Source organism: Corynebacterium diphtheriae, assembly GCF_001457455.1.
Classification (GTDB): Bacteria; Actinomycetota; Actinomycetes; order Mycobacteriales; family Mycobacteriaceae; genus Corynebacterium; species Corynebacterium diphtheriae.
The window spans coordinates 1,706,370-1,731,123 of the sequence record NZ_LN831026.1 but is presented as its reverse complement, the minus strand read 5'-3'; the positions used below and the strand labels follow the sequence as shown (position 1 = coordinate 1,731,123).

General features: G+C 53.1%; 25 protein-coding genes and 2 tRNA genes. 15 read left to right on the top strand and 12 right to left on the bottom strand.

Features of this window, described 5'->3' with window-relative positions; genetic code table 11:
• Position 1 precedes the first annotated feature (1 nt).
• Together AT687_RS08320 and AT687_RS08315 are read left to right on the top strand one after the other, a co-directional pair.
• Complete coding sequence (locus tag AT687_RS08320) at positions 2-739, top strand: isoprenyl transferase (RefSeq protein ID WP_014308555.1); 738 nt, start codon at positions 2-4, stop codon at positions 737-739.
• Positions 736-1,809 (top strand): VIT1/CCC1 transporter family protein, encoded by a 1,074-nt coding sequence (locus tag AT687_RS08315; protein ID WP_014303697.1) that lies wholly within the window; start codon positions 736-738, stop codon positions 1,807-1,809. Before AT687_RS08320 ends, AT687_RS08315 begins: the two co-directional genes overlap by 4 nt.
• A 6-nt stretch (positions 1,810-1,815) precedes the next feature.
• Here the strand turns inward: AT687_RS08315 and AT687_RS08310 are convergent, their stop codons facing one another.
• The 3 genes from AT687_RS08310 to AT687_RS08300 form a co-directional block, all read right to left on the bottom strand.
• Positions 1,816-2,244, bottom strand: a complete 429-nt coding sequence (locus AT687_RS08310; protein ID WP_003852326.1) for a Fur family transcriptional regulator — start codon at positions 2,242-2,244, stop codon at positions 1,816-1,818.
• Positions 2,245-2,420: 176 nt separating this feature from the next.
• Positions 2,421-2,798 carry an ArsR/SmtB family transcription factor gene (locus AT687_RS08305; RefSeq protein WP_014303696.1) on the bottom strand — a complete coding sequence of 126 codons (378 nt, stop codon included), beginning with the start codon at positions 2,796-2,798 and terminating at the stop codon, positions 2,421-2,423.
• 117 nt (positions 2,799-2,915) lie between these two features.
• Positions 2,916-4,265 carry an IS256-like element IS1132 family transposase gene (locus AT687_RS08300; RefSeq protein ID WP_014319011.1) on the bottom strand — a complete coding sequence of 450 codons (1,350 nt, stop codon included), beginning with the start codon at positions 4,263-4,265 and terminating at the stop codon, positions 2,916-2,918.
• A 296-nt stretch (positions 4,266-4,561) separates the two neighbouring features.
• On the opposite strand from AT687_RS08300, the gene AT687_RS08295 reads away from it, so the two are divergent.
• From AT687_RS08295 to AT687_RS08285, 3 genes are read left to right on the top strand one after another with little or no spacing between them, the layout of a single operon-like run.
• Positions 4,562-5,947 (top strand): glycine--tRNA ligase, encoded by a 1,386-nt coding sequence (locus AT687_RS08295; protein WP_014303695.1) that lies wholly within the window; start codon positions 4,562-4,564, stop codon positions 5,945-5,947.
• A gap of 25 nt (positions 5,948-5,972) precedes the next feature.
• Entirely contained in the window at positions 5,973-6,500 is a 528-nt protein-coding gene (locus AT687_RS08290) for a hypothetical protein (RefSeq protein WP_014319222.1), read from the top strand.
• A 5-nt stretch (positions 6,501-6,505) separates the two neighbouring features.
• Complete coding sequence (locus AT687_RS08285) at positions 6,506-6,904, top strand: hypothetical protein (protein ID WP_014307141.1); 399 nt, start codon at positions 6,506-6,508, stop codon at positions 6,902-6,904.
• Here AT687_RS08285 and AT687_RS08280 read toward each other — a convergent pair.
• Positions 6,901-8,934 carry a TPM domain-containing protein gene (locus AT687_RS08280; RefSeq protein WP_041740536.1) on the bottom strand — a complete coding sequence of 678 codons (2,034 nt, stop codon included), beginning with the start codon at positions 8,932-8,934 and terminating at the stop codon, positions 6,901-6,903. The genes AT687_RS08285 and AT687_RS08280 overlap by 4 nt on opposite strands.
• Positions 8,935-8,987: 53 nt before the next feature.
• Between AT687_RS08280 and AT687_RS08275 the strand changes: the two genes are divergently transcribed.
• Both AT687_RS08275 and AT687_RS08270 read left to right on the top strand, forming a co-directional pair.
• Positions 8,988-9,665 carry a YdcF family protein gene (locus AT687_RS08275; RefSeq protein ID WP_014319219.1) on the top strand — a complete coding sequence of 226 codons (678 nt, stop codon included), beginning with the start codon at positions 8,988-8,990 and terminating at the stop codon, positions 9,663-9,665.
• A 6-nt stretch (positions 9,666-9,671) separates the two neighbouring features.
• On the top strand, positions 9,672-10,943 hold the full coding sequence (locus AT687_RS08270; RefSeq protein WP_014319218.1) for a deoxyguanosinetriphosphate triphosphohydrolase: 1,272 nt from the start codon (positions 9,672-9,674) through the stop codon (positions 10,941-10,943).
• Here the strand turns inward: AT687_RS08270 and AT687_RS08265 are convergent.
• Both AT687_RS08265 and AT687_RS08260 read right to left on the bottom strand, forming a co-directional pair.
• Positions 10,933-11,172 (bottom strand): barstar family protein, encoded by a 240-nt coding sequence (locus AT687_RS08265; protein ID WP_021335131.1) that lies wholly within the window; start codon positions 11,170-11,172, stop codon positions 10,933-10,935. The genes AT687_RS08270 and AT687_RS08265 overlap by 11 nt on opposite strands.
• Entirely contained in the window at positions 11,162-11,593 is a 432-nt protein-coding gene (locus AT687_RS08260) for a guanyl-specific ribonuclease (protein ID WP_014319217.1), read from the bottom strand. The genes AT687_RS08265 and AT687_RS08260 overlap by 11 nt, the downstream gene beginning before the upstream one ends.
• 81 nt (positions 11,594-11,674) lie before the next feature.
• On the opposite strand from AT687_RS08260, the gene glmS reads away from it, so the two are divergent.
• Positions 11,675-13,552, top strand: a complete 1,878-nt coding sequence (gene glmS / locus AT687_RS08255) for a glutamine--fructose-6-phosphate transaminase (isomerizing) (protein ID WP_014319216.1) — start codon at positions 11,675-11,677, stop codon at positions 13,550-13,552.
• Positions 13,553-13,562: 10 nt separating this feature from the next.
• Positions 13,563-15,461, top strand: a complete 1,899-nt coding sequence (dnaG, locus tag AT687_RS08250) for a DNA primase (protein ID WP_014319215.1) — start codon at positions 13,563-13,565, stop codon at positions 15,459-15,461.
• Between the two features lie 48 nt (positions 15,462-15,509).
• Here the strand turns inward: dnaG and AT687_RS08245 are convergent, their stop codons facing one another.
• The 3 genes from AT687_RS08245 to AT687_RS08235 all read right to left on the bottom strand — a co-directional run bounded on the left by AT687_RS08245 (position 15,510) and on the right by AT687_RS08235 (position 16,606).
• On the bottom strand, positions 15,510-16,067 hold the full coding sequence (locus AT687_RS08245) for a neocarzinostatin apoprotein domain-containing protein (RefSeq protein WP_014303687.1): 558 nt from the start codon (positions 16,065-16,067) through the stop codon (positions 15,510-15,512).
• 91 nt (positions 16,068-16,158) lie between these two features.
• Positions 16,159-16,401 (bottom strand): hypothetical protein, encoded by a 243-nt coding sequence (locus AT687_RS08240; protein ID WP_003852302.1) that lies wholly within the window; start codon positions 16,399-16,401, stop codon positions 16,159-16,161.
• A 131-nt stretch (positions 16,402-16,532) separates the two neighbouring features.
• Positions 16,533-16,606 (bottom strand) — tRNA-Ile (locus AT687_RS08235).
• Positions 16,607-16,784: 178 nt separating this feature from the next.
• On the opposite strand from AT687_RS08235, the gene AT687_RS08230 reads away from it, so the two are divergent.
• The 4 genes from AT687_RS08230 (at position 16,785) to AT687_RS08215 (ending at position 18,981) form a co-directional block, all read left to right on the top strand.
• Positions 16,785-16,857, top strand: a tRNA-Asn gene (locus tag AT687_RS08230).
• A gap of 69 nt (positions 16,858-16,926) precedes the next feature.
• Entirely contained in the window at positions 16,927-17,697 is a 771-nt protein-coding gene (locus AT687_RS08225) for a trimeric intracellular cation channel family protein (protein WP_035103763.1), read from the top strand.
• Positions 17,694-18,515, top strand: coding sequence for a serine hydrolase domain-containing protein (locus tag AT687_RS08220; RefSeq protein WP_014303686.1), 822 nt, complete (start codon positions 17,694-17,696; stop codon positions 18,513-18,515). Before AT687_RS08225 ends, AT687_RS08220 begins: the two co-directional genes overlap by 4 nt.
• A 97-nt stretch (positions 18,516-18,612) precedes the next feature.
• Positions 18,613-18,981 carry a hypothetical protein gene (locus AT687_RS08215; RefSeq protein ID WP_014319214.1) on the top strand — a complete coding sequence of 123 codons (369 nt, stop codon included), beginning with the start codon at positions 18,613-18,615 and terminating at the stop codon, positions 18,979-18,981.
• Here the strand turns inward: AT687_RS08215 and AT687_RS08210 are convergent.
• Complete coding sequence (locus tag AT687_RS08210) at positions 18,978-19,787, bottom strand: HAD-IIA family hydrolase (RefSeq protein ID WP_003852298.1); 810 nt, start codon at positions 19,785-19,787, stop codon at positions 18,978-18,980. The two genes, AT687_RS08215 and AT687_RS08210, sit on opposite strands and share 4 nt — an antisense overlap.
• Positions 19,788-19,823: 36 nt before the next feature.
• Positions 19,824-20,111, bottom strand: a complete 288-nt coding sequence (locus tag AT687_RS08205) for an acyl carrier protein (protein ID WP_016829587.1) — start codon at positions 20,109-20,111, stop codon at positions 19,824-19,826.
• A gap of 66 nt (positions 20,112-20,177) precedes the next feature.
• Here AT687_RS08205 and AT687_RS08200 point away from each other — a divergent pair, with 66 nt between their 5' ends.
• Positions 20,178-21,143: an alpha/beta fold hydrolase gene (locus AT687_RS08200; protein WP_014318030.1), complete on the top strand. Its 966-nt coding sequence runs from the start codon at positions 20,178-20,180 to the stop codon at positions 21,141-21,143.
• Here AT687_RS08200 and AT687_RS08195 read toward each other — a convergent pair.
• Positions 21,088-22,317, bottom strand: a complete 1,230-nt coding sequence (locus tag AT687_RS08195; RefSeq protein ID WP_014319213.1) for a glycosyltransferase family 87 protein — start codon at positions 22,315-22,317, stop codon at positions 21,088-21,090. The genes AT687_RS08200 and AT687_RS08195 overlap by 56 nt on opposite strands.
• Before the next feature lie 182 nt (positions 22,318-22,499).
• On the opposite strand from AT687_RS08195, the gene AT687_RS08190 reads away from it, so the two are divergent.
• Complete coding sequence (locus AT687_RS08190) at positions 22,500-24,746, top strand: acyltransferase family protein (RefSeq protein ID WP_021335126.1); 2,247 nt, start codon at positions 22,500-22,502, stop codon at positions 24,744-24,746.
• Positions 24,747-24,754 lie beyond the last annotated feature (8 nt).

Sequence of the window (24,754 nt, the reverse complement as noted above, 5' to 3'; positions counted from 1 at the left end):
GGTGACCAAGCAACTCGTACCTCCACAGATTCCGCAAGAGTTCCTCCCGCGGCACATCGCGCTCGTCATGGACGGCAACGGACGATGGGCAACTAATCGGGGACTCAAGCGCACCGAAGGCCATAAGCGCGGTGAAGCTGTTCTCCTCGATATGGTTGACGCTTGTATCGCTATGGGTATTCCGTATCTGTCTGCCTACGCCTTTTCCACCGAAAATTGGCGGCGCTCTACCGACGAAGTCCGCTTCCTCATGGGATTTAACCGCGACGTCCTGCGGCGCCAACGTGATGCCCTTAACGCAAAAGGAGTGCGAGTTCGTTGGGTAGGACGGCGCCCACGACTGTGGCGCAGCGTTATTAGAGAATTGGAAGCTGCAGAAGAGCTCACCAAGGACAACACCACCATGACGCTTGCTATGTGCGTTAACTACGGTGGCCGCGCAGAAATCGTCGATGCCGTCCGTGAGATCGCTCGTCGATCCGCAGTCGGAACACTACGCCCCGAGGAGATCACTGAAGATTCCTTCACGCAGTTCCTCGACGAGCCTGATATGCCCGATGTTGATTTGTTCTTGCGCCCATCAGGGGAAAAGCGCACATCTAATTTCTTGTTGTGGCAGTCTGCTTATGCGGAAATGGTGTATCAAAACAAATTGTTCCCTGATTACACACCTGAGGATTTGTTTGCGGCAGTCGAAGAATATGCTCGACGTGATCGCCGGTTTGGGGGTACCAAATGACAACTACGCAGCCCACATCTCAACAGATCAGGCGATGGCGCCAGTATCTTGCCAATGAACGCGCTGAAGCCGCATTGTATCGGGAGCTAGCGCACCGCAAAGACGGTGAAGAACGTGAGATTCTGTTAGCGATTGCCGATGCTGAGGCGCGTCACGAACAGCATTGGCGTAATCTCCTCGGCGATTATGTTGGCATGCCCAAAAGCCCTGATTTTTCCACTCGAATGCTGGCATTTTTGGCGCGGAACTTTTGGTCGGTCTTTGCCCTCGCACTGATGCAGACTGCGGAGCAGCGTAGTCCTTATGCAGATGATGACGATGCCACTGAACAAATGAAAGCCGATGAGGCTATTCACGCAGAAATCGTGCGCGGACTTGCGGCTCGTGGCCGTGAACAGATGAGCGGAAACTTCCGTGCTGCAATCTTTGGTGCCAATGATGGGTTGGTATCGAATTTTGCGTTGGTGCTCGGCGTAGTTGCTTCAGGGGTTAGCCCCAATATTGTGTTGTTGACAGGCATCTCTGGTTTGCTTTCCGGTGCGCTATCGATGGGCGCGGGGGAGTACATCTCTGTGAAGAGCCAAAACGAGCTTCTCGAGGCATCGACACCGCACCCAGGGACGAAAAATTACATTCCGCAGCTTGATGTGGATGCCAACGAACTAGCACTTGTCTACCGTGCTCGTGGTATGTCGGAGGCAGACGCGGAGCAAAAGGCCGCAGAAGCATTTGTCAATTTGCGTAATGCTGAAGATCAAGCAATTATCGACGAACCCCGCAACGACGAACCTAGTAACGGTGCATGGTCGGCAGCGGTATCGAGCTTCTTCTGTTTTGGCTTTGGCGCGCTGATTCCTGTTATTCCGTATTTCTTTAACGTTTCAGGGGTTGCGGCAGCAGTGATCGCAACCGTATTAGTTGGTGCGGCCTTGATGATTACAGGAAGTATCACTGGTATTTTGTCGGGCAAACCGCCACTAAAAAGAGCGCTTCGCCAGCTTGCCATTGGTATGGCCGCAGCGGGTGTGACCTACCTCTTAGGCAAAGCGTTTGGAGTAGCGCTCGGATAAAAAGAGTTATTCGGTTGCTGCTGAGCAGCTTTCGCAGAGGCCGTAGATTTCGGCATCGTGCCCAGTTACTTGGAATCCATGTAGCTGGGCTACTTCTTTAGCCCACTTTTCTACTGGACCGCCATCGATCTCCACGGTGCGGCCACATTCAGTACACACCAAGTGGTGGTGGTGTTCATCGCTCAAGCAGTGGCGGTAGAGGGTTTCGCCATTGGACATATGGAGGACATCGACTGCTTCGATTTCTGAAAGTGATTGCAAGGTTCGGTACACAGTTGTCAGACCGACCTTGAGATCACGTTTAGTCAGTTCTTGATGAATCACTTTGGCAGAAGCGAAATAATCAAGATCTTTGAGAACCCCAACGACAGCAGTGCGCTGACGGGTGCTACGAACCCCCAACTTCGGGACCGAACGATCAATGGTGCGATTCATGGAGCATTCCTTAAGTTTTTGCGATGTGGCAGTTAAAGAGACTGTGGCAAGAACTCTTTCAACACTAAGCGTACTCCTTTTTCAACAGAATGTTGAGATGGTGCCCGATTGAAAACACTCTGTTTAGCTGGGAGTGCATGGTAGCGGGGGTGTTAACGGTGTTGAATTGAAAATATTTAGGCTGTTACTTTTGAAACTTTTTGAGCAAGTAGGCCGACTTTCGCAATGATGTCTACGATCATCGGTTCCTTAAGGCGATAAATAATTTGACGCCCTTGGCGCTCATTGTCAATGATGTGTGCCTGCTTGAGAACTCTTAGATGCTGGCTAATCAAAGGTTGGCTTCCGCCGAGGGCTTGAACTAGCTCAAAAACATAATGATCGCGTTTATGTAGAAGAAGTAGGATTTGAATTCTGGTATTCGAGTCGAGAGCACTCAAAATGTCAGAAATCAATGATGGGTCTTCTTGGATCATGTCGAGATTTTGATCCGAGCTCATCACAGTGGCATCTCCCAGCGTATTCAGTGATGATGGTCGTGGAGAAGGTTCCATGAGCGACTACTACTTTCTTCTGGGGGACACGAGGCGATGTAAAACGATTGCATACTGCCGCTGTATGAGGGATCGAAAGAGAGTGTCCGATTGTTTGTGTGCGGGGGGGGGCTTGGTTTACAAGTAGTCCGCGAATCGGTCGGGGTAAGCCACGGCTAGTTGGTTGATGGCTTGTTTCCACCCGGTGGCTTTCGCTCCTTCAATATAGCCGTTGCATTCGATGGCGCGCTTCGCTTTCTTCGCTCGCTGGGCAGCGCGCTTGTCCTCGATGTTGCAGATCATCAGCCACAGCGTTTTCAGCGCCGCGGTATCGTTCGGGAACTGGCCGCGGTTGCGGGTGGCTTTCCGCAGCTCAGCATTCAGCGATTCGATCGAATTCGTGGTGTAGAGTACCCGCCGTGCCGCAGGCGGGAACTGCAAAAATGGCACAAACCGGTCCCAGGCGTCGCGCCAGACTTTGACCGATTGCGGGTATTTACGGCCCAGTTCACTGGCCTCGAATGCGTCCAGGGCGGCGCGGGCGGTGTCCTCGGTCGGTGCGGTGTAGACCTCCCGTAGCGCACTTGATACGGGTTTGCGGTCTTGGTAGGACACCCACCTGTTGGCCGCCCGGATCAGGTGCACGATACAGGTCTGCACCATGGAATTCGGCCAGGTTGCCTCCACGGCTTCCGGCAGGCCTTTGAGCCCGTCGCAGCAGACGATGAACACGTCTTGGACCCCACGGTTGGCAAGGTCAGCGCACACGGATGCCCAAAAACTGGCGCCTTCATTGTCTGCGATCCACAATCCCAGGATGTGCTTGATGCCGTCCATGTCGACGCCTACCGCCATGTAGCAAGACTTGTTGACCACGCGGTGGCCATCGCGGATCTTCACTCGCAGCGCGTCGAGGAAGATCACTGGGTAGAACTCGTCGAGCTGGCGGTTTTGCCAGATCATGACCTCTTCTAACACCGCGTCGGTAATGGTGCTGATCGTATCTGGGCTCATATCCACCCCGAGGGTGGTGGCGAGGTGGTGCTGAATATCGCGCACGGTCATCCCACCGGCGTACAGGGAGATGATCATGTCATCAAGCTCCGTCAGACGGCGGGTGCCTTTAGGCAGCATCCGCGGCGTAAACGTGCCAGCTCGATCCCGGGGCATAGTCACATCAAAGGTGCCGTAGCCAGAGTTGACGGTTTTGGTGTACGACCCGTTGCGGTGATTGCCACCATCCGGGGTGCCCAGCTGGGCTTTCGCCGTACGATCAGAGTGCGCGTATCCCAGATGCGCGTCCATTTCAGCCTGCAGACCAGCGTTGATCGATGCCTGCAAAAGACCTTTGACCAGGTCGCTGGCATCATCGGTGGAAGTCGACAACTCGCCGATCAGTTCGGCGATTTCCGGATTTTCCATCAGCTTAGCGCTGATCTCGTTGACCCTGTTCGGGTCATGACCTTTCCTCGGTGACACGGTAGTCATTATCAGTGAAACTCCTTCTGGATCAGAGCCTCACACACAAAACACCTGACACCCTCGATCGAAACGGAGTAGCAATAGTGATTACTTAAAATAAACTATGCCACTAGAGTGTATGTAGCCTAAATTTATTCATTTTAAACTAACCAAAAAGGGGGATTTTGTACGAATTTGCGCTAAGTGGCTTACAGGTCGAAGAAAAGTACTTGACGGGTTAGACTGTCACGAAGGTACGGATATAAAAGGAATAACCTCCGTCGCCGTTTTATCTCACTACTTAAAAGGAGCTGTTCAATCCCGTGGCACAGAACAATGTCATTGACACGGTCGTCAACCTCTGTAAGCGTCGTGGCCTCGTTTATCCCTGTGGTGAGATCTACGGTGGTACCCGATCCGCATGGGACTACGGTCCATTGGGAATGGAACTGAAAGAAAATATTAAAAAGCAGTGGTGGCGCACCTTTGTCCAGGCACGTGCAGACGTCGTAGGCCTCGACTCGTCCATCATCTTGCCTCGTCAGGTATGGGTTGCCTCCGGACACGTTGCCACCTTTACCGACCCACTCGTAGAATCCCTTCATACTCACAAGCGCTACCGCGCCGATCACCTGATCGAAGCGTATGAAGCAAAGCACGGCCATGCGCCAGAAAACGGCCTAGCTGATGTTCCAGACCCAGAAACCGGCCAGCCTGGTAACTGGACCGAACCACAGATGTTCTCAGGTTTGATGAAGACCTACCTCGGCCCCGTGGACAACGAACAGGGGTTGCACTACCTGCGTCCGGAGACCGCACAGGGCATCTTTGTAAACTTCAAGAACGTGATGACCACGGCTCGTATGAAGCCACCATTCGGCATCGCGCAGGTCGGTAAGTCCTTCCGAAACGAAATCACCCCAGGTAACTTCATCTTCCGTACTCGTGAATTCGAACAGATGGAGATCGAGTACTTCGTGCCAGAAGAACTGGCTGATCAGAAGTTCAACGAATGGGTCGATGACTGCTGGAACTGGTTCGTTGATCTAGGCATCAACCCAGACAACATGCGCCGCTTCGACGTTCCTGAAGAAGATCGCGCACACTACTCCAAGGGCACCATCGACATGGAGTACAAGTTCGGCTTCCAAGGAAACCCTTGGGGCGAGCTCATGGGAGTTGCAAACCGCACCGACTATGACCTCGGCTGCCACATCAAGGAATCTGGCGAAGACTTGAGCTACTTCGACCAGACCACCGGTGAACGCTACGTGCCATGGGTTATTGAGCCTTCCTTCGGTCTAACCCGTGCACTCATGGCTTTCCTCGTCGACGCATACTGCGAAGACGAAGCACCAAACGCCAAGGGCGGTGTGGACAAGCGCGTTGTGCTCAAGCTCGATCCACGTCTGGCACCAGTCAAGGTTGCTGTTTTGCCATTGTCCAAGAAAGACACTTTGACACCAGTCGCAGAAGAAGTTGCCGCAAAACTGCGTCAGTTCTGGAACGTCGACTACGACACCTCCGGTGCAATCGGTCGTCGTTACCGTCGACAAGACGAGATCGGCACCCCATTCTGCGTGACTGTTGACTTTGACACCCTCGAAGATAACGCCGTGACCGTTCGCGAACGCGACACCATGACCCAAGAACGTGTGGCACTCGACGATCTGCAGTCTTACCTCGCGGCTCGTCTGATCGGCTGCTAATATCTCCTATCTCTGGAAGGAAGCCATGGACTTCACTAGCTGGGGTAATCGTCGGAAAAACCACATCGACCTTTTCGACGACCATGACAACACCATTGCGACATTCCCCATCGACATTCATGCGGAGCAAACCGTCGATGTTGATGGAGTCGCATGGACGCTAAGCTCCGACAAGAAAATCTTGCGCGCCGCCATCGCCGGCGGTGAGGAGTTCGTTGCAGACGCAGGGGAGAAGGGATTCGCCCGCTCAAAGCGAATCGAAATCTCTCTCGGTGATCGAAATGTTCGCGCTATCAATGAGAACAGAAACGACTGGGTGTATGTTGACTCTGATCCGGAGGAAACAAAAATCGGCCAGTTCTCAGGTGGAAACAGCGGTGTTCGAAAAAGCTACACTGAGTTTGAAAAAGATTCTGGGCTGAACCTACAGCAGAAAGTGTTCCTTTCTGCTGTCACTAGGACCGAGCTAGAGGCTAAACTCAGCAGCTTCACCTTGGGGCTCTTCTTCTTCATCCTGCTCCTCATGCCAGCAGTCGTGTGGGCACTGCTCTAACGCACATGACCGCGTACCGCTGGTGTGGCGAAAAGCTCCTCGACCACCAAGGGCACATAGTTGCCCAAGGCAGCCGAGGAGCTTTATCGATTGCAAACCAGAAGATTCCAGTCGACGTCGCACGGCCGACCCCCTGGACTTGGCAATGCAACGCCAAAGATTTGCAAGCGACCGCGCGTACACACGCCGGAATGAAGAGCATCACCGTCGAATGTGCTGGTCGCAAGTACGTGATGCGGCGAGCAGGGTGGCGTCGCCGCGAGCTCGTAGACTCTAGCGGACACTGCCTTGCGCAGATCAATGGATTATCCATTGACGCCGGCAGTGCGATTCGGACAACGGACCTCGTCTTTGCCGTCTACGTAGCTCGGCTTATCGACGCTCCTTTCGACGTGCGAATCTAGAACGAACCGCCTCGGAAACCTCCGCCACCGCCGAAACCGCCTCCGAAGCCACCGCCGAAACCGCCTCCGAAGCCACCGCCGAAACCGCCACGGTGATTATTATTCGACAAAATCTCGTTGAGTACCATGCCGGTGATAATGCCGCCCATACCGCCGCCACGATTAGACGACTGACGCTGTTGGTAGTCGCGGTAATCGCGCTTTGCCAGCGATAACGCTGAGCGTGCTGTGCGATCGGCTTCACGCGCAAAATCTGTCGCCCGTACCACGTCAGAAGACGCAGCATTGTGTGCATGGGCGAGAAGCTTCTCGGCCTCGGCGAGGCGAGTTCGAGCAGCCGACTTAATTACTCTGCCGCGGGTGCTAATAAAATCTGCTGTCATCTGAACACTTGATTGTGCTGAGGACAGTTGCTGTTGGAACACCATCGAGCGTCGCTCGTGGTCGGCAGCAGCATCGCGTGCATACGCCAACTGAATATCGAGCGCGGAATCTGCTGCAGTAAGTGTTGACCACGTCTCAAGAGGATCTTGGTCTGCATGAGCGTGGGCGAACTCAAGTGCAGATCGGGCATCAACAATGCTGGCATCAAAAGCCGCCCAACCGGCTTCAGGAGTGATCTGATCACTAGACTCCCGCAATTGTTGTGCCTCGGCGATCTCTTCAGAAATCTCCGTAATTAAAGCAGGGATACCGGATCGAGCCGTTGAAATAGTGGCATCGGCATGTTCGATGGCCGCGATGAGTTTGTCAGCATTATTTGCCGCATTCTCCGCATTACGGATGGCGTCGACAAGCCCTGCCTGCTCGCCAGCGGGGCGCGAGGACAACTCGCGGGCGGCATCAAGGCTTCGATCCGCCTCAGCGATACTCACCTTCGCTATATCCAAGTTGTCCCTGATCGAAGAGACTACTGAATCGGAGTATTTCGCACTGACGCTCTCCAAGGTGTTAGCCGCGCCGGGCAGTCGTTGGCGCAGATCCACAATGCGTTGAGTCAAGTTGAGCAGGACGGAGTCGGCATTGACTAACAAATTACGAAGTTGAGCAAAGTTGGCGGCCTCAGCATCGAGGGCGTCGTCGGCAAGCCCACACGTAGACACTATTTGAACGTAGAGGGCATGGCGTTCCGCGGGATTCGAGGTGCTTTGAGCCTGCTGGTTGAGCGCGAACGCCTTATGCAAAGTAGTTGTGGAATCGTTCATTGCTCGGCGGAAAGCGCGCGTACGCTCCGCACCAAATTCGGCAACGGCGATCTCGAGTTCTTCTTTTGCCCGACGAATCGACTCATCCGTGCTGACCAATTCTTCCTGCGCTAGTGCGGCTAAGGTATCCGTCGACAAAGCATGAAGCGCTTGGGTATCCCCAGGGTTGATCGAGCGAGCAGACTCCAAGGTGTGCTTGTACGAGGTGGTGCGCTTACGGCGGCTATAAGCCCACAGCCCGCCACCAGTAGCGGCGATGCCGAGGGCACCAGCACCCAACCAAGCATTGTCAACCGAAGATGTGGGGCCGGAGGCCGGTGAGGACGAGGTTGCCGAGGTGTTATTGGCTTGATCTACAACGCCATAAGCTGCGCCCGCCCAGTCTTTTTCTAAGAGGTGGTCGTAAGCAGCGTTGTACATGTTGTCAAGGGCATGCGGATCCCAGTCGTCGCCACCGTTTATTCCAAACTCGCGAGTCTTTACCGCGACAGCGAAAACTGCCACATTCCTATCGCCATTGGAGCGAACCGCTTGGGTTGTCCAAACTTCTGGGGTGACATCGTCAAATGAATCAACGAAGATAATGCGGATTTGCCGACGAGTTTCTTGCTGGAATTGCTGAACCTTCTCAGTAATACCGGCAATGTCATCGGGACTGAGTACCCCTGACTCGTCAGTAACTATGTCAACATAGCGCTGAGGCGCGGCGGCTTCCACATGGATGGATAGCTGTGGCAGCGCTAGCGCGGCAGTGGGCAGGCCCACAACGGAGGCTGCCAGTGCGATGGCGGACAATCTGGATGCCTGCTTTATACTCCAATGCATGTTCACCAGCTTAGTCAAAGTGGGTAAGAACATCGCGGGGGAGAAAATCTGGCATGCTAATGGGTATGAAGCCACTTCGGTTATGTGCAATTCTTGCAAGTATTCCACCGCTTGCGATGGTGGTGCGCGGCCGCATTCGTCCTAAGAACTCCCGCAAGCGTTTTCCTACGATTGTTGTGTTAGGTACCGCGCAGTACGACGGCGTGCCATCGAGGCAGTTTGCTGGCCGATTGAAATGGGCCGCGGAGCAGTGGCATACGCAACGGAGCCAAAAAGTTGTCACTGTGGGTGGGAAACTGCCAGAGGATCGCTTTACTGAGGCTGCGGTGGCGCGGGAATACCTGATTAAAGAACATGTGGATTCCGATTTGATCGTTGCTGTTGAGCAAGGGCACGATACACGGGGATCTCTTCGTGCGGCGCTGTCCGAGCTAGAGCAACCTATTTTGATCATTACTGATCCAAACCACAGCTTGCGAGCTGAGCTTATTGCTCGTTCGGAAGGCATTGCTGCGTGGGCGTCGCCTACCCCGTATTGCCCCACAACTTTTCCGCGGTGGCAGTGGTGGTGGACGTTTGTGCACGAACAAGGTGGTCTTTGTGTCGTGTTAATTGAGTTAGTTGCTGGAAAGGATGTAGCGCAAAAAGTAGAAGATGCGTTACGACGTCTCCAAGCCTGGTTGCGGCCGTCGCGACGCGCACGCCATGAGCAGCTGCGCGAGGAGCGGTGATCGAAAATGTTTAGCTATTCCTCTTCTGATTGGCAGCGGCGTTTCGACGAACCCGAAAAGCCCAGCCGAATCATTGCACATCACGATGAACGAGGTCCTTTTGCCAAGGATCGCGCTCGGGTATTGCATTCGGCAGCCTTGCGTCGGCTAGCTGATAAGACTCAGGTAGTAGGACCACGTGACGGAGATACCCCGCGGACTCGATTGACGCACTCACTCGAAGTTGCGCAAATTGCGCGCGGGATTGGTACGGGGCTTGGCCTTGATGCCGATCTATGCGAAATGGCTGGGTTGACACACGATATTGGCCATCCGCCCTATGGGCACAATGGTGAAAAAGCCTTGGCGGAAATTGCTCAAGATTGTGGTGGGTTCGAAGGAAACGCCCAAACGCTGCGTATTTTGAGCAAACTTGAGCCCAAAATCGTTGATGACCACGATCAGTCCTACGGTCTTAACCTCACGCGTGCTGCCCTTGATGCTGCGTGTAAGTATCCGCGGACCAAAACTAATCCTGATGGCAGCGTGAATAAAAAATATGGCTGTTATGACGAAGACGCCCATATTTTGCAGTGGGTGCGTCAAGGCCACGAGGACACTTCGGCGTGTGTGGAAGCCCAAGCAATGGATTTTTCCGATGACATCGCCTACTCCGTTCACGATGTCGAAGATGGGATCGTGTCGGGGCGAGTACACCTTGGGGTGCTATGGGATTTTGTTGAGCTTGCAGAGCTTGCAGAAAAAGGTGCACGAGCTTTTGGCGGTACTCCAGAAGCGCTTGTCGACGCCGCTGACCATCTTCGTGAACTACCGATCATTTCTGCTGCTGCTGATTTCGACGGATCACTGCGTGGCTATGTTGACCTTAAAGCCATGACATCCCAATTAGTTGGCCGATATGTGGGTGCGGTTATCGAAGCATCGCGGGCAGCGAACCCGACAGGGGTGTTTGGACGTTCCACAGGACAAGTAGTTGTTCCAGATCAAGTGCTGGCTGAAGTCACCCTGCTCAAAACTATTGCCGTCTTATATGTCATGGATGATCCCGCACATCTCCAGCGCCAAGATCGCCAGCGTGAGCGTATCTACCGTGTGTATGACTACCTCGTAGCCGGCGGTAGAGGAGCATTAGATCCCATGTTCCGCCTGTGGTGGGAACAAGCAGAATCTGAAGCTCAGCGCCAGCGAGTCATCATCGACAATATTTCTTCGATGACAGAATCACGCTTGGAACGCGTCGCAAAGCAATCTGCCGAGCTCAGCAGCTTTATGGGGTGATGACGAGGGCAACGCGCTCGTCGACAAGCACATGCATCACGCGCTCTGAGTCAGCCACCGAAAGTTGCCAAGAGCTGCAATTGATACGAGTTACATGGAATTCACGCAAGACATCCGCCAGTCCATCAAGGTTGTGTGGTGCACTGCGAGAAGGCTCTAACTGGGCCATCACACTCGTGTAAAACTCGTCGAGGCTGCGGATACGAGAAACAGAAATACTAGTGGGCATTAGGGATCTCACAGAAACTCTCGTAATGGTCATCGGTGTAATACCATTGCTGCGGGCTCGTCTTAGAACCGCCACCCGTAATAATGCGGCGCTCACCGCGATGACGCAGACCTGGGGTTTCTACCGTGTACTCACGATAAAAATTGCGATCCTTTCGCGGTAAATGCCCCTCATAATTGCCAAAGCGCACACCGTCATTGTCTGGGTAATCAAACGGACCGCCCGCAGTAATATCCGCGATCGTATCTTTTACCTGCGGTGGTAAGGATTCCACAGGGCATTCGTCTTCGTGAGGCCGGATAGCAGGCTGCAGGCCGAAGTATCCGGCGGCAACTGCTATGGCAAGACCTGCAATGGCGGCAACCAGCGACTGTGGGTTTTTATGAGAAGGCGTAGATTTCGCACCAGACATGAGCACCATTGTCGCACATCAAAGAATGAGATGCTGACCTACTAGCTGCAGAAACTGCACTAGCACAAAGAATGCAATATAGTGCGATGTATGTGTGGAATCGTTGGATTTGTAGGCAGGACATCGGTACCTGGCCGTGATTATTTTGCTCTCGATGTGGTTCTCGAAGGGCTACGGCGCTTGGAATATCGAGGATACGATTCTGCAGGCGTTGCCGTAGTTGCTGACGGTGCTGTGAGCTTCCGTAAAAAAGCTGGCAAGGTGCAAGCCCTAGAACAAGAACTGGAAACAAGCCCCATGCCGCAATCGTGCCTAGGTATTGGGCACACGCGGTGGGCAACCCATGGTGGCCCTACCGATGCCAATGCGCACCCACATGTTGTCGATGGTGGCAAGCTTGCCGTCGTACACAACGGCATCATTGAAAACTTTGCTGAACTAAAATCCGAGCTATTGGGCTTTGGGCACAACTTCGTCTCAGAAACGGATACCGAAGTAGCCGCAACCCTTCTGGGGCACATTTTTAATAATGAGGCTAACAAAGACCTCACTCGTGCCATGCAGCTGACCTGCCAGCGCCTAGAGGGAGCTTTTACCCTTCTAGCAATTCACGCAGAAACTCCGGATCGCATTGTTGCAGCGCGTCGAAACTCCCCACTTGTTATCGGCGTGGGTGAGGGCGAAAACTTCCTCGGCTCCGATGTTTCTGGGTTTATCGACTACACCAAGAACGCTGTGGAGATGGATAACGACCAGATCGTGACCATCACTGCCGATGGCTACGACATCACGGACTTCCATGGCAATCACGCCGAAGGCAAGCCATTTGTGGTGGAGTGGGACGCACAAGCTGCTGAAAAAGGCGGCTATGAGTTTTTCATGGAAAAAGAAATCCATGAGCAGCCTGCTGCTGTTCGAGATACCCTCATGGGGCGTTTCGACGAGTCCGGCAAGCTCACCCTAGATGAGTTGCGTATCGACGAATCTACGCTGCGCAGCATTGACAAAATTATTGTGATTGCTTGCGGCACCGCAGCATATGCTGGTCACGTTGCGCGTTATGCCATCGAGCATTGGTGCCGTATCCCAACCGAGGTGGAGCTTGCACACGAGTTCCGCTACCGCGACCCCATTGTGAATGAGAAAACCCTCGTGGTGGCTTTGTCACAGTCGGGTGAAACTATGGATACGCTCATGGCTGTTCGCCACGCACGCGAACAAGGTGCGAAGGTGATTGCTATTTGTAACACCAATGGTTCTTCCATTCCTCGCGAATCAGACGCCTGCCTATACACCCATGCAGGACCAGAAATTGCTGTGGCCTCTACCAAGGCATTCTTGGCACAGATCACCGCAACGTACCTTTTGGGCCTGTACCTAGCTCAGCTGCGTGGCAACATGTTTGCTGACGAGGTCAATGCTGTTCTGGGTGAGCTCCGCAATATCCCTGACAAAGTATCGGCAGTTCTTGATGGGGTAGAAGACCAAGTAAAGACCTTGGCGCAGGACATGAAGGATGCAACCTCGGTGTTGTTCCTCGGCCGCCATGTTGGTTTCCCTGTGGCTCTAGAAGGCGCACTGAAGCTCAAAGAGTTGGCCTACTTGCATGCTGAAGGTTTTGCCGCCGGTGAGCTCAAACATGGTCCTATCGCACTGATTGAGGAAGGGCAGCCCGTTTTCGTTATTGTTCCGTCGCCGCGCGGTCGTGATTCTTTGCATGCGAAGGTCGTGTCTAACATTCAAGAAGTTCGCGCACGTGGTGCCATCACGATCGTTATCGCAGAAGAAGGCGATGATGCTGTGGAGGCATACGCAAACCACATCATTCGTATTCCACAAGCGCCGACTTTGATGCAGCCACTGTTGGCCACCGTTCCACTGCAGATTTTTGCATGCGGTGTTGCGGCAGCCAAGGGATTCGACGTGGATCAACCACGTAACTTGGCCAAGTCTGTGACGGTGGAGTAGAACACTCACTATGGCAGGCAAGGGTCGAATACCAGATAGTGACATTCAGGCGATTCGTGAGCGAACCCCCATCGAGGAAATCGTAGGGGAATATGTTCAGCTCAAGCCTGCCGGAGCGGACTCGTTGAAAGGTCTGAGTCCGTTCAAAGAAGAGAAAACGCCGTCATTTCATGTGCGGCCCAACCATGGATACTTCCACTGCTTTTCCACTGGAAAAGGCGGCGACGTTTTCTCCTTCCTCATGGAGATGGAACAGCTAACTTTCCCAGAGGCTGTAGAAGTCTGTGCCGAAAAAATCGGCTATCAGATCAATTATCAGGGTGGAACCACCGGGGCTCGACGCGAAGAACCAGGAACACGCAAACGCCTTATTGAGGCAAACCGTGTAGCCCACCAGTTCTATCGCCAACAATTAGAAACCCCAGAGGCAGCAGTTGCTCGCCAATTCCTCTTGGACAGGGGATTTTCACAACAGCATATCTATGGCTTTGAGTGCGGTTATGCACCCGAAGGCTGGGATACCATGACCAAATTTATGCTGCGCAAGGGCTTTGAATTCAAAGAACTTGAAGCAGCAGGCCTATCCACTATGGGGCGACGCGGCCCAATCGACCGCTTGCATCGTCGATTGCTCTGGCCGATTAAGTCGGTGTCCGGTGATGTGATTGGTTTCGGTGCTCGCAAGCTCTTTGACGACGACAAACTCGGCAAATACATGAACACCCCCGAGACGTTGTTGTACAAAAAGTCGAAAGTGCTCTTTGGCCTAGATCTGGCGAAAAAATCTATCGCTAGCCAACACCAAGCTGTGGTCGTGGAAGGCTACACAGATGTGATGGCCATGCATGCAGCGGGAATCACTACTGCGGTGGCAGCCTGTGGTACAGCCTTCGGTGAAGAACACCTACAAATCCTGCGTCGATACATGCTTGACGACGCCTACTTCGCTGGATCCCTTATCTACACCTTCGATGGTGATGAGGCCGGACAAAAAGCTGCTATGCGTGCCTTCGAGGGCGACCAAAAATTCAGTGGACAGTCCTATGTGGCTGTTGCCCCTGACGGCATGGATCCATGCGATCTGCGCCTAGCAAAAGGTGATGCAGCGGTGCGTGATCTCGTAGCACAGCGAGTCCCCATGTTCGAATTCATCATTCGAACTTTGATTTCGGAATATCCCTTGGACTCAGTGGAAGGGCGACTCCAAGCGTTGCGACGTGCCGTGCCCATTGTGGCGTCGATACGCGACCGTGCTCTAAAAACTGAATATGCCAGATTGCTTGCCGGCTGGGTGGGTTGGCCTGATCCTAACGAGGTTTTGCAACAAGTCCGAGCCGAAGAACGCCGACCTAAAACCCAGCCTCGCCAGCGCAGGGCAACCCGTATCGACTCTAATAGTCAGCCAGCGATGATTCAGTCCATGTTGGTCATGCCGGACCGAAAAGAGCCACGGCTATGGCCGCAGCGAGAGGCCCTCAAAATCGCGCTACAATACCCTGAACACGCAGGGGAGTACTTTGATAGCCTCCCCGACGATGCGTTTACCCACGAGTCCTATGCGGCAGTCAGGAAAGCAATCGTGGCCGCTGGTGGATGCAGCGATGCGATTCGTGGTTCCACGTGGCTCGACGCTGTCCGTGACAATGTTTACGACATGGTGGGCAAATCGTTGGTCTCTGAGCTGGCCGTAGAACACATCATTTTGGACGAGTGGGGGCTCGAAGCCCACACAGATACCACGCTGGCGCGATTGATGGAACAACGCATCGGCAACCAAATCGCCCAGCTCAAAGGGGCAATGCAGCGCATGCGTCCTTCAGAAGATATGCAAGCATATAACTCTTTGTTTGCGGATCTCGTGGCTCTGGAACAAACCCGCCGTGAACTTCTAGAAAAGATTTTTAAATAGAAAAAGTGCCGCAAAGGTGTTATCCTTTGCGGCACTTTTTCTATCTTCTTAAGAAGCGAAGGTGACAGGAACCTCGGTCACATCGCGGAAACCTTCAGTGTGATCGCCAAAGACCTTGATTACACACTTATCGGTCCTGCAGTTAACACCCTGACCGGTAGCTGCAGCGGTCAAGTTCACCGTAGCAGTGCCATCGGAGTTAAGTGCGGTGGTGCCCGTGCCGTCAGCCTTGATCCACGCCTGTGCGGAAGTGTCTGCGTGCTGTCCGGTGCATAGAGGTGCTGGAGCACCAGTTGGCGTAGCGGCGTTACAAATAGCGGCGTAGTACCCAACCTCTGGGTTCAGGCCAGAAAGCTCTACAGTGATGTTTTGGCCATTGGTGAGGTTCTCGGTAGCGGAAGCCTTAATCTCGGCATTCTTGTCGTCGCTAGGAGCAGCCATAGCAGATTCAGAAGCTGCAGAAGGCTGAGCAACCTTGGCGCTGGTAGCGGTATCTACCTTGGTGTCCGAATCAACTTGGTGTGGGGGAGAGCAAGCAGAAATTGCAGCCCCGAGAGCCAAAACAGCAGCTGCGGTGGTGAGGGAACGACGAATGCGGTGAGTCATAAAGACTTCCAACCTTTCAGGGAGTAAAGACGTATCTACGTTGGTATTGAGCATACGGTAAGGGGGCACTTACAACCACCCCCGCACTCTCCTAATCGTGATCGGGTTCTAAGATCACGGAGTCGTCGTTACGCCTGAGGTTTTTGACCTCTTTCATACGAGGCTGCGGATCAAGCTTATTGGCAATCGCCTTGCGAGTAGCCGAAACAGCCTTGTGTGTCACTGGAGAAGAGACTGCCGCTTGGTAGCCCTTCTTGATTTGCTCGTAGCGACGACGGCCCGCCTTCGTTCCAAAGACATATCCGGCGGCTGCTCCGACGACGAACTGAATCATAGTTATCCCTCACATGTTGATATAGGTAGTCACACTCAGAACAACTTCCCACAATAGCGAGATTCGAGGCCCAGGGAGTGTAAGGATGAAAAAGCCGGTGCTCTTTGTTGAAAGAACACCGGCTATTTCTGTGGGGCCACCGGGGCTCGAACCCGGGACCAACGGATTATGAGTCCGCGGCTCTAACCGACTGAGCTATAGCCCCACGCCTTCATGTGAAGACCGTAGCCATTATAAACAGAAAACTAGCCTTAAGCGTTAACTGAAATTTAGTGTGTTAAAAAATATCCTTTGACCTCGCGATTTGCCACATGTGTACTTGAGTGGATATAGTTTCATCTCGTTGCAGGGAACACCGCAAAGGGAGTTTCAAAAGCAACTAATCCCCCATAGCTCAATTGGCAGAGCATTCGACTGTTAATCGAAGGGTTACTGGTTCGAGTCCAGTTGGGGGAGCAGCAATCCTCAGTGTTTAGACACTGGGGAATTTTTGTTTATGTTGGGTTTATCGCAGTGGGCTCCGTTATGATTACCCGCGTGCATTCAGTAGATCCCCATATCCTGACGATGTATCAGACCTTTGATCTCATTGGCGTCGTGCTCAATGGCGTGATTGGTGGGACCATTGCGCGACAACGAAACTATGATGCGGTCGGCTTTGTCTTCCTTGCGCTGTTTTCCGCCCTAGGAGGCGGTATGCTTCGCGACGTCCTCATGCAACGCGGTACTGCTGCTGCCATCGCCGATTCGCGCTATTTGGCACTAGCAATTGCAGGTGCAGTACTTGCCTTGGTGATTAACTTTCAGGGCCGTGCGTGGGAGATTTTTAAATCTACGGGCGATGCCATCATTTTGGGCGTGTGGGCTGTGACTGGGTGTGTGAAAGCACTGAGCTTTGGCATGCCACTGACAAGCGCGGTATTCATGGGTGTGCTGACAGCCGTAGGCGGCGGAATGATTCGCGATATCTGTACCGGACAAGTACCGGGCATTTTTGGTGGTGGCCCGCTCTATGCCGTGCCTGCGCTGGTTTCAAGCGTAACAATGGTGGGATTTTATGCCCTCGAGCACAACGCGCTGGGGATGATTATTTCGCCGATTCTAGGTAGTGGGCTCGCCATCATTGCATATTGGCGTGGCTGGATTCTATTCCGCAGCACCGAGTGGGCACCAGTCAATATGACTGCGGCTCAGGTGGCAGCCTTGGTGCGCAGATCGGAACGACGTGGTTTTAGGCGCGGGCGAAAGGCTCGCCAGCCGATAACCGGCGAATTCCCCGTACAATCGGGAGAATGAACTACCTTGAGCGTTTGGTTGAGTCGTGGCCTGTAGAACAGTGTTCTGCAGCTGTAGTGACATCTGATGCGGTGACTACCGCAGGCGATGGAAACATACGCTATGAACTCGCAAGCGTGACCAAACTCCTGTCTACCTATGCGGTGCTCATCGCCGTTGAGGAAGGCGCGTTTGCTCTCGATACTCCATGCGGACCCGAGGGTGCTACAGTGCGGCATTTACTTGCTCATGCGTCGGGTGTGGGCTTTCGGAGCACCGATGCGTGCAAGGTGCCGGAGCAGCGTCGGATCTATTCTTCCTATGGCTTTGAGCTTCTGGCCGACGCGATCGCTCATGAGGCCGATATGCCGTTTGCGCAGTATCTCGACGAGGCGGTGTGCCAGCCGCTAGGAATGACACATACTCAGCTGTGGGGTTCGGCTGGACATGAGAGCTATTCCACAGTCAACGACCTTGTGCTCTTCGCCCGTGAGATTTTGCAGCCATCATTGATCGCGCAAGAAACACTTGTTCAGGCATGTACTGTCCAATTCCCAGAGCTTCATGGGATCGTGCCAGGCTATGGCATGTATAAGCCGTGTCCTTGGGGGCTTGGATTTGAGATCAAGGGGGAGAAAAACCCGCACTGGACAGCCGCGGTCATGCCACACACCACCGTGGGGCATTTTGGCCAAGCAGGAACGTATTTGTGGGTAGATCGAGAATCTCAGCGTGCAATGGTTGCACTAACCAATCGTTCCTTCGGGGATTGGGCAAAGCCGCTGTGGGCTGAAACAAACGCTGGAGTGTGGGAACACCTCGATCAATTAAACCTCTAGTTGTACTTGAGAAAACAGGGGATGAAGTGACACTTTAGGGTTGGAAACGGCTCCCAGAGCGCGGTAAAAAGGGCATACCTTTTCACGACTGGGTCCGTTGGGGAAGACGAAACCCGTCTTACAGTGCACACTGTGCGGTGCGCTGGTTGACAGTGGAAACGGTTTACCCATGCACGAAGAAACATATGCAGTGCTTCGCGTAGAAGCAATGCCACGACAATGGCGTCAAGCGCTGGAAAACGTGATGGCAAAAACTATTGCCAGCCCGCCGCCCAGCGCGATGCCAGGGACAGATCCGCTAGAAGCGATCTGGTTTACCCCGTGGCGCACCAACTCGTGGCAGCCCAACACAGTGGACTGCTGTCAGGTGCTCAACGGGACGTTGGATGAGCTTCGCGTGCTGAGCCAAGAAGTAGCTGCGTTGGCAGCTACCCAAGGTTTTAGCGCATGCGTAGAGTTTGTTTAACGCGGTTCGGAGTCGGCGTAATGGCCGTCGCCGAAGGGATCGAGGATGCAATCCGCTAGGTCGGCGATCGAGTTGACGATGCGCGTTGGACGGAACGGATACTTGTCTACTTCAGCGTCGTCGGAGATGCCGGAGCGTACCAAGATAGTGCGCATACCGGCTTCAAGTCCGCAGCGCACATCCGTGTCCATGCGGTCACCAATCATCACCGTTGATTCTGAGTGAGCCTTGATATTGTTCAATGCGGTACGCATCATCACGGGGTTTGGTTTACCCACAAAGTAAGGGTTCTTACCGGTCGCTGCGGTAATCAACTGAGCTACAGCACCCGTCGCAGGCAAAATTCCTTTGGGGGCAGGGCCTGTGACGTCTGGGTTAGTGCAGATGAAACGAGCACCCTCACGAATGAGATTGATGGCTGTAGTGATTGCTTCGAAAGAATACGTACGGGTTTCGCCTAATACAACGAAGTCAGGGGAAGAGTCGGTCAAAATCCAACCGGATTCATGTAACTCTGTGGTTAACCCAGATTCTCCTACGGCATAGGCAGTTCCGTGCTTCGTTTGTTGCGCTAAAAATGTTGCTGTCGCCTTGGCCGATGTCCAAATGCGGTCTTCGGGGATGTCGAGTCCGGTAGCGCGCAAGCGAGCAGATAGATCTCGTGGGGTGTGGATCGAGTTATTGGTTAACACCATGAAGTTGATGTCGTTATCTTTGAGGCGTTTTAAAAAGACATCGGCACCAGGAATCATGTCGCCCTCTTTGATGAGGACACCATCCATGTCGCTAAGGTAAGAAACTGTCATGCGGAGTTCGCTTCCTTTCTTCGAGGAACTATTGGTTTATTGATCAATCAATTGCATCAAGTCATGCACCGTACGAGCCGGAAACACGTCGGCGTCGTGAAGCTCGATGCCGCTTTCTTGCTCAAGGCGAACTGTGATCTCAATACGATCCAAAGAATCGACCCCAGCATCTTCTAAAACGGTATCGGGAGTCATCTTTTCGGGATCAAGACCTACGCGTTTGAGCACCGCACATACCCGCGAAAAAGCGGTCGCTTCCTCTTGAGAATTTGAAGAGGGCTGATCGGATTGCAACTTCAGTAGTTGATCTTGCAAAGATGCCAAGGGGATACGTCTCCTGCACAGGGGGTAACAACAAGTATGACTTTACGCAGGCGTAGCATTTAATGCATGCGACTGCCTCGATTGACTTCCAAGGGACGGCGTCGGCAAGTCTTAGCACGCGCTAAAAAGATGCCCGTCGGTCCCGTTCATTTTTTCAGTGAATCCCGCGTAGCCAATGGTATTCATTACTACCTTGATGGACCCGATGACGCAGAGGTCACCATCGTTTTTATCCACGGTTTCACTCTCGCTGCTTCTGCATGGCACCTCCAAGTCGCGCATTGCGCTCCGAATGCACGCTGCTTGCTGATGGACCTAAGAGGTCACGGCGCCACCGGAGAATTCTCAGTAGAAGAATGCACTATCGACGGCGCAGCTGATGACGTCTCCTCCGTAATCGCTGCAGCACACATTAAAGGGCCGATCGTCATAATTGGACACTCACTCGGCGGAATGGTGGCGATCAACCTATTGGGACGCTACCCAGAAATTAGGCAACAGACTGCCTCTGTCATCTTGGTCGCTACCGCAATTGAGTCTTTTGCTAGCCAAGGAGTACCCCAAGTTCTTGCTTTACCAGTGGTAGAAAAAGTCCGCGATGCCGTAGAAGCATCACCCACAGAAACTGCTCGATTACGCGAACAAATCGCCGCTCTCGTAGCACCCACCCTTGCTATGACGGTATTCCAAACACCGATGCCACGAGAGATCGTTGACTTTCACGCAAAGCTGATTAACGACACCCCATTGTCAACCTACGTAGGATTCTTGGACGATTTGCAAGAACACGATGAGATTGACAATGCGCGGGCGCTAAGCGGCATTCCTGGGGTCGTAATCGTGGGAGAACAAGACGCTGTGACTCCACAGAGTCAGTCAGAACGCATCGTATCCCTGTGGTCCGATGCAGGATTACAAATTGCACCCAACGCCGGACACATGATCATTCTGGAACAACCAGCGATCGTCAATAAAGCTATCGACCAGATGGTGCAACAAGCAGCTCAGAATGTGCAGAAGGACGACGCATAAGCGCCCATACCACATAGACGACTGGAATAACGAGCCACGCCAACACAGAGCGCATGTCGAGGAAACCACGTGCCCATGGTGTGTGCTCGTAGAACCAAGAAGCGTTATAGAACAACGCCCAAAACGCCAACCACATCACCGGGTGACGCATGGGGGAACCCTTCCGCACAATCGTCATAGCAAGTGGTAACAACCAAATGCAGTAATAACCCTGAACAAGGCCACTCGACATCAACATTGCACAGAACAACACACCGATGGAACTAAACGCCCAAAAGACGGCGTCGGAACGCTTCCATTTAATAAGTGCAACAACCGCGATAAGCGTAACCAGCCACAACAGAACAATTGCGGTGGTTGTAACACCCGAACTCCAGCCATATCGCATAGCAACACCCTGCAACGAACCATTATCGTAACTACGCGGAGTGCTGATGTAGGGCAACAATTCCGAGAAATAGTCACTGGGCTGATTCATAAAAACCCACCCCATGGCAAACAACACAATCACTACACCTGCGCCCACGAACAGCACTGAAAAATGCAATGTGAGCAAGCTAATCAACGCCATGGCGAGGAATTGTGGTTTGATGGTGATACATACGCCCAGCGCAACACCTGCGATCCAGACCGGATACTGTTGCAGTTCGCGGAAAAATGTCCGCACGAGTCCTACGGGTTCAGTTTCCACGCGAAGCGTGCCCCACACATAAACCACCAACATGAACAGCAAAAAACCATTAATGTTGGTCAGCCCTAGGGTGCTCACTATCGGCTCATGAGGATAGAAAAACGCAATGACAAAAATTGGTAGCCACAGGGAAGACCATGTACCCGTGAGCATTCGCGTGGCTATCGCTAGAGCAAACAAGATACAGACAGCTCCGAGGAACATCATGACCCACGTAGCAAAGGTTTTATCGCTAAATAATCCAATGGGGCTCAAAAGTGCAGTCGCGCCGGGTGAGTAAAGATAGTGGGGATCGACAGTGGAGTAGTCTTCGTCGTAAACCCGCGCACCAGCAGTAAACTTTTTGACCGCATTCCAAATGGGTGTGAAGTCACTTCCGATTCCTTGAGAAGGCAGCACATATACAGCACGAACCACAAAAGGTACCGCTATGATCCATGCAAAGATGGTGGCAAAGTGTTTCTTCCACGTATGTACGTCCATGCGTATATAGCTCCTCGTGCAGCCCCAGCTAGAGAGTCGGTGTGCGCCACCTCGAACCAGCTGATTTAGACTGGCAAGGTACATCTCGCTCAAGGTGCTGCTTCTCGAGCGCGCAACGAGGGATTTTATCTACCGTCCGCCAAGTTCGCCACCGACACCTGATCAAAGTTGAAAACGAAATCGTGACCCTGCCTAACGAGCCCACCCCTATAACCGCCACAGCCCCACGGAAAATTTACCGCACAGACATTGACGGCCTGCGAGGTCTTGCCATTGCACTCGTTGTGATTTTCCACTGTTTTGTCGGGCGAGTTTCGTCCGGTGTAGACGTATTCCTATTTATCGGAGGCTACTTCTTTTTTAGCTCCCAGCTTAAAAACGCGCTTTCTGCGCAAGGAACCTCCTTTGTTTCTGCCGTGGTGCGAATTATGCGGCGCCTATTCCCCGCGCTGTTAGCAGTCATACTTGCCACGATGCTGCTTGCATTAGCGCTATTTTCCAAGGCACGATGGCAGCACGTGGGAGAAGATGCCATCGCATCGCTGCTCTACGTTCAAAATCTCAACTTAGCTAGCGACGGCCAAGACTATGCGGCCATTGGCCGTGACGTGAGCATTTACCAACACATCTGGTCGATGTCTGCCCAGCTCCAGATTTATTTGGCCAGCCTTATTGTCATCGCTGCATTTGGGTGGCTGTGGCGTAGTGCGATCAACGGGAAAAATTCCACAGCGCAGGCGATTATGGCAATTATTTTGGCGGCGGCAACGCTGTCGAGCTTTGCTTACGCTGGGTACTTGCATCAGATCAATCAAGGGCTTAACTACTATTCGCCATTGAGCCGTTTCTGGGAAATCGGCCTTGGCGGACTATTCGGTATGCTCCTCGGGCTAAAGAAGGTCCGCACTGTGGCTCAGGGGAGTGCGCGCTGGTGGCAACTTCCCACAGGGATAGTCGGTATCGCAGCAATTCTCTTTACTGGTTTGTTCCTCAACGGAAGCCAAGAATTCCCAGGACCGCTAACACTTATCCCGTTGGCTGGTGCGGCGCTGGTAATCGTCGCAGGCACAAATCCTACGCGGTGGAGCGTTACCACTGTGCTGGATATGCCAGTCTTCCAGTTCTTGGGGCGTATTTCTTACAGCCTTTATCTGTGGCACTGGCCATTGTTGGTTATTGCTACGCGATACTTTTCTTCGGGCCCAGGCAACGGTGATGCTCATGGTATGGGTATTACTCGTACTTTGGGTATCCAAAAAGGCATCGTGGTGGGCGTGAGCGTTATCGTGTTGTCGATGCTTTTGGCATGGTGCACTTTGCGATGGGTGGAATCTCCCTTGCGTGGAAAAGCCAAAGCACCGCGAACCGCTGCGTTTGTTTTCCCCAGTAGGTCGATGCTGGCCCAGTTGGGCGGAACTGTCATTGTTACCGTGCTGACGCTGACTCTTGCTCAGCAAATTCAAGAATTACGTCCGAGTGCATCGGCTCAGAAATTCACCGGTGAGCCAAACGTGGTATTCCCAGGCCCTTACGCGCTGTTGACCAACGCAGATGCGCCTGAAGTTCCGCCAGTACCCGATGCGGCTAACACAGCGGAGTCCATGTATCCACCCACTGATCGCGATCAGTGCTCTTCGCTTTACGACGGCTCCGAGCTGGTGCTAAACCACGGCCGAAATACAAAAGCAGAAGAATGTGCGTTTGGCGATGCTACAGCATCCCGAACGATGTACCTTTATGGCAGCTCGCATGCAGAGCATCATCTCCCTGCGTTGGACATCATTGGTCGTCGACAAGGCATCAAGGTTATTCCGTTGGTCAAAATGGGTTGTTACCCAGGGTTAAACCTGCCGCGAAAAGATGGCCAACCTTATCCGGAATGCGCCGAGTGGCAAGAAAAAGCTATGCAGCACATGATCGATAACCCGCCGACTGACGGCGTCTTTATGATCAACACCTTGCCACATCTTGGATTTATGAATAATGGAATTGTTCCTGATGACAAAGCAGAAGTCGTTCCACCGCAATTTGAATCAGTGACAAAGCGTCTCAGCGATCACGGGATTCATATTTGGGGACTACGTGATACTCCATACTCGCGTGACGAAAAAGGCCAGTTGGATGTTCGTCTCTGCGTCTCTGACGGTTTTTACCAGCCAGGTAGCACCAAAAATGACTGCGGTATGAGTCGAAGCGATGCACTGGCCGAAACAAATCCCGCAATCGACGCATACCAAGGAATCGACATCACTAATCTCGATCTGACCAATGGACTGTGTAATGACCAGCGTTGTCCAGGCGTGATCGGCAACATGTTGGTGTACCGCGATTCCTCCCATATTACGAACGTCTATTCCGAAGCATTGGCAGGGGAACTAGAACGACAAATGTTCGGCACCGAACTGCCGGAATTAGGCGGGCAGTGGTAGCCGAACAT

Excerpts from the sequence above, each read along its gene's own strand:
- AT687_RS08220 (WP_014303686.1), top strand. The coding sequence starts at position 17,694 with ATGAACTACCTTGAGCGTTTGGTTGAGTCGTGGCCTGTAGAACAGTGT.
- AT687_RS08285 (WP_014307141.1), top strand. The coding sequence starts at position 6,506 with ATGACCGCGTACCGCTGGTGTGGCGAAAAGCTCCTCGACCACCAAGGG.
- AT687_RS08195 (WP_014319213.1), bottom strand. The coding sequence starts at position 22,317 with ATGGACGTACATACGTGGAAGAAACACTTTGCCACCATCTTTGCATGG.
- AT687_RS08225 (WP_035103763.1), top strand. The coding sequence starts at position 16,927 with ATGATTACCCGCGTGCATTCAGTAGATCCCCATATCCTGACGATGTAT.
- AT687_RS08210 (WP_003852298.1), bottom strand. The coding sequence starts at position 19,787 with ATGACAGTTTCTTACCTTAGCGACATGGATGGTGTCCTCATCAAAGAG.
- AT687_RS08240 (WP_003852302.1), bottom strand. The coding sequence starts at position 16,401 with ATGATTCAGTTCGTCGTCGGAGCAGCCGCCGGATATGTCTTTGGAACG.
- AT687_RS08270 (WP_014319218.1), top strand. The coding sequence starts at position 9,672 with ATGTTTAGCTATTCCTCTTCTGATTGGCAGCGGCGTTTCGACGAACCC.
- AT687_RS08260 (WP_014319217.1), bottom strand. The coding sequence starts at position 11,593 with ATGGTGCTCATGTCTGGTGCGAAATCTACGCCTTCTCATAAAAACCCA.
- AT687_RS08290 (WP_014319222.1), top strand. The coding sequence starts at position 5,973 with ATGGACTTCACTAGCTGGGGTAATCGTCGGAAAAACCACATCGACCTT.
- AT687_RS08300 (WP_014319011.1), bottom strand. The coding sequence starts at position 4,265 with ATGACTACCGTGTCACCGAGGAAAGGTCATGACCCGAACAGGGTCAAC.
- AT687_RS08305 (WP_014303696.1), bottom strand. The coding sequence starts at position 2,798 with ATGGAACCTTCTCCACGACCATCATCACTGAATACGCTGGGAGATGCC.
- AT687_RS08310 (WP_003852326.1), bottom strand. The coding sequence starts at position 2,244 with ATGAATCGCACCATTGATCGTTCGGTCCCGAAGTTGGGGGTTCGTAGC.
- AT687_RS08200 (WP_014318030.1), top strand. The coding sequence starts at position 20,178 with ATGCGACTGCCTCGATTGACTTCCAAGGGACGGCGTCGGCAAGTCTTA.
- glmS (WP_014319216.1), top strand. The coding sequence starts at position 11,675 with ATGTGTGGAATCGTTGGATTTGTAGGCAGGACATCGGTACCTGGCCGT.
- AT687_RS08275 (WP_014319219.1), top strand. The coding sequence starts at position 8,988 with ATGCTAATGGGTATGAAGCCACTTCGGTTATGTGCAATTCTTGCAAGT.
- AT687_RS08280 (WP_041740536.1), bottom strand. The coding sequence starts at position 8,934 with ATGCATTGGAGTATAAAGCAGGCATCCAGATTGTCCGCCATCGCACTG.
- AT687_RS08315 (WP_014303697.1), top strand. The coding sequence starts at position 736 with ATGACAACTACGCAGCCCACATCTCAACAGATCAGGCGATGGCGCCAG.
- dnaG (WP_014319215.1), top strand. The coding sequence starts at position 13,563 with ATGGCAGGCAAGGGTCGAATACCAGATAGTGACATTCAGGCGATTCGT.
- AT687_RS08245 (WP_014303687.1), bottom strand. The coding sequence starts at position 16,067 with ATGACTCACCGCATTCGTCGTTCCCTCACCACCGCAGCTGCTGTTTTG.
- AT687_RS08265 (WP_021335131.1), bottom strand. The coding sequence starts at position 11,172 with ATGCCCACTAGTATTTCTGTTTCTCGTATCCGCAGCCTCGACGAGTTT.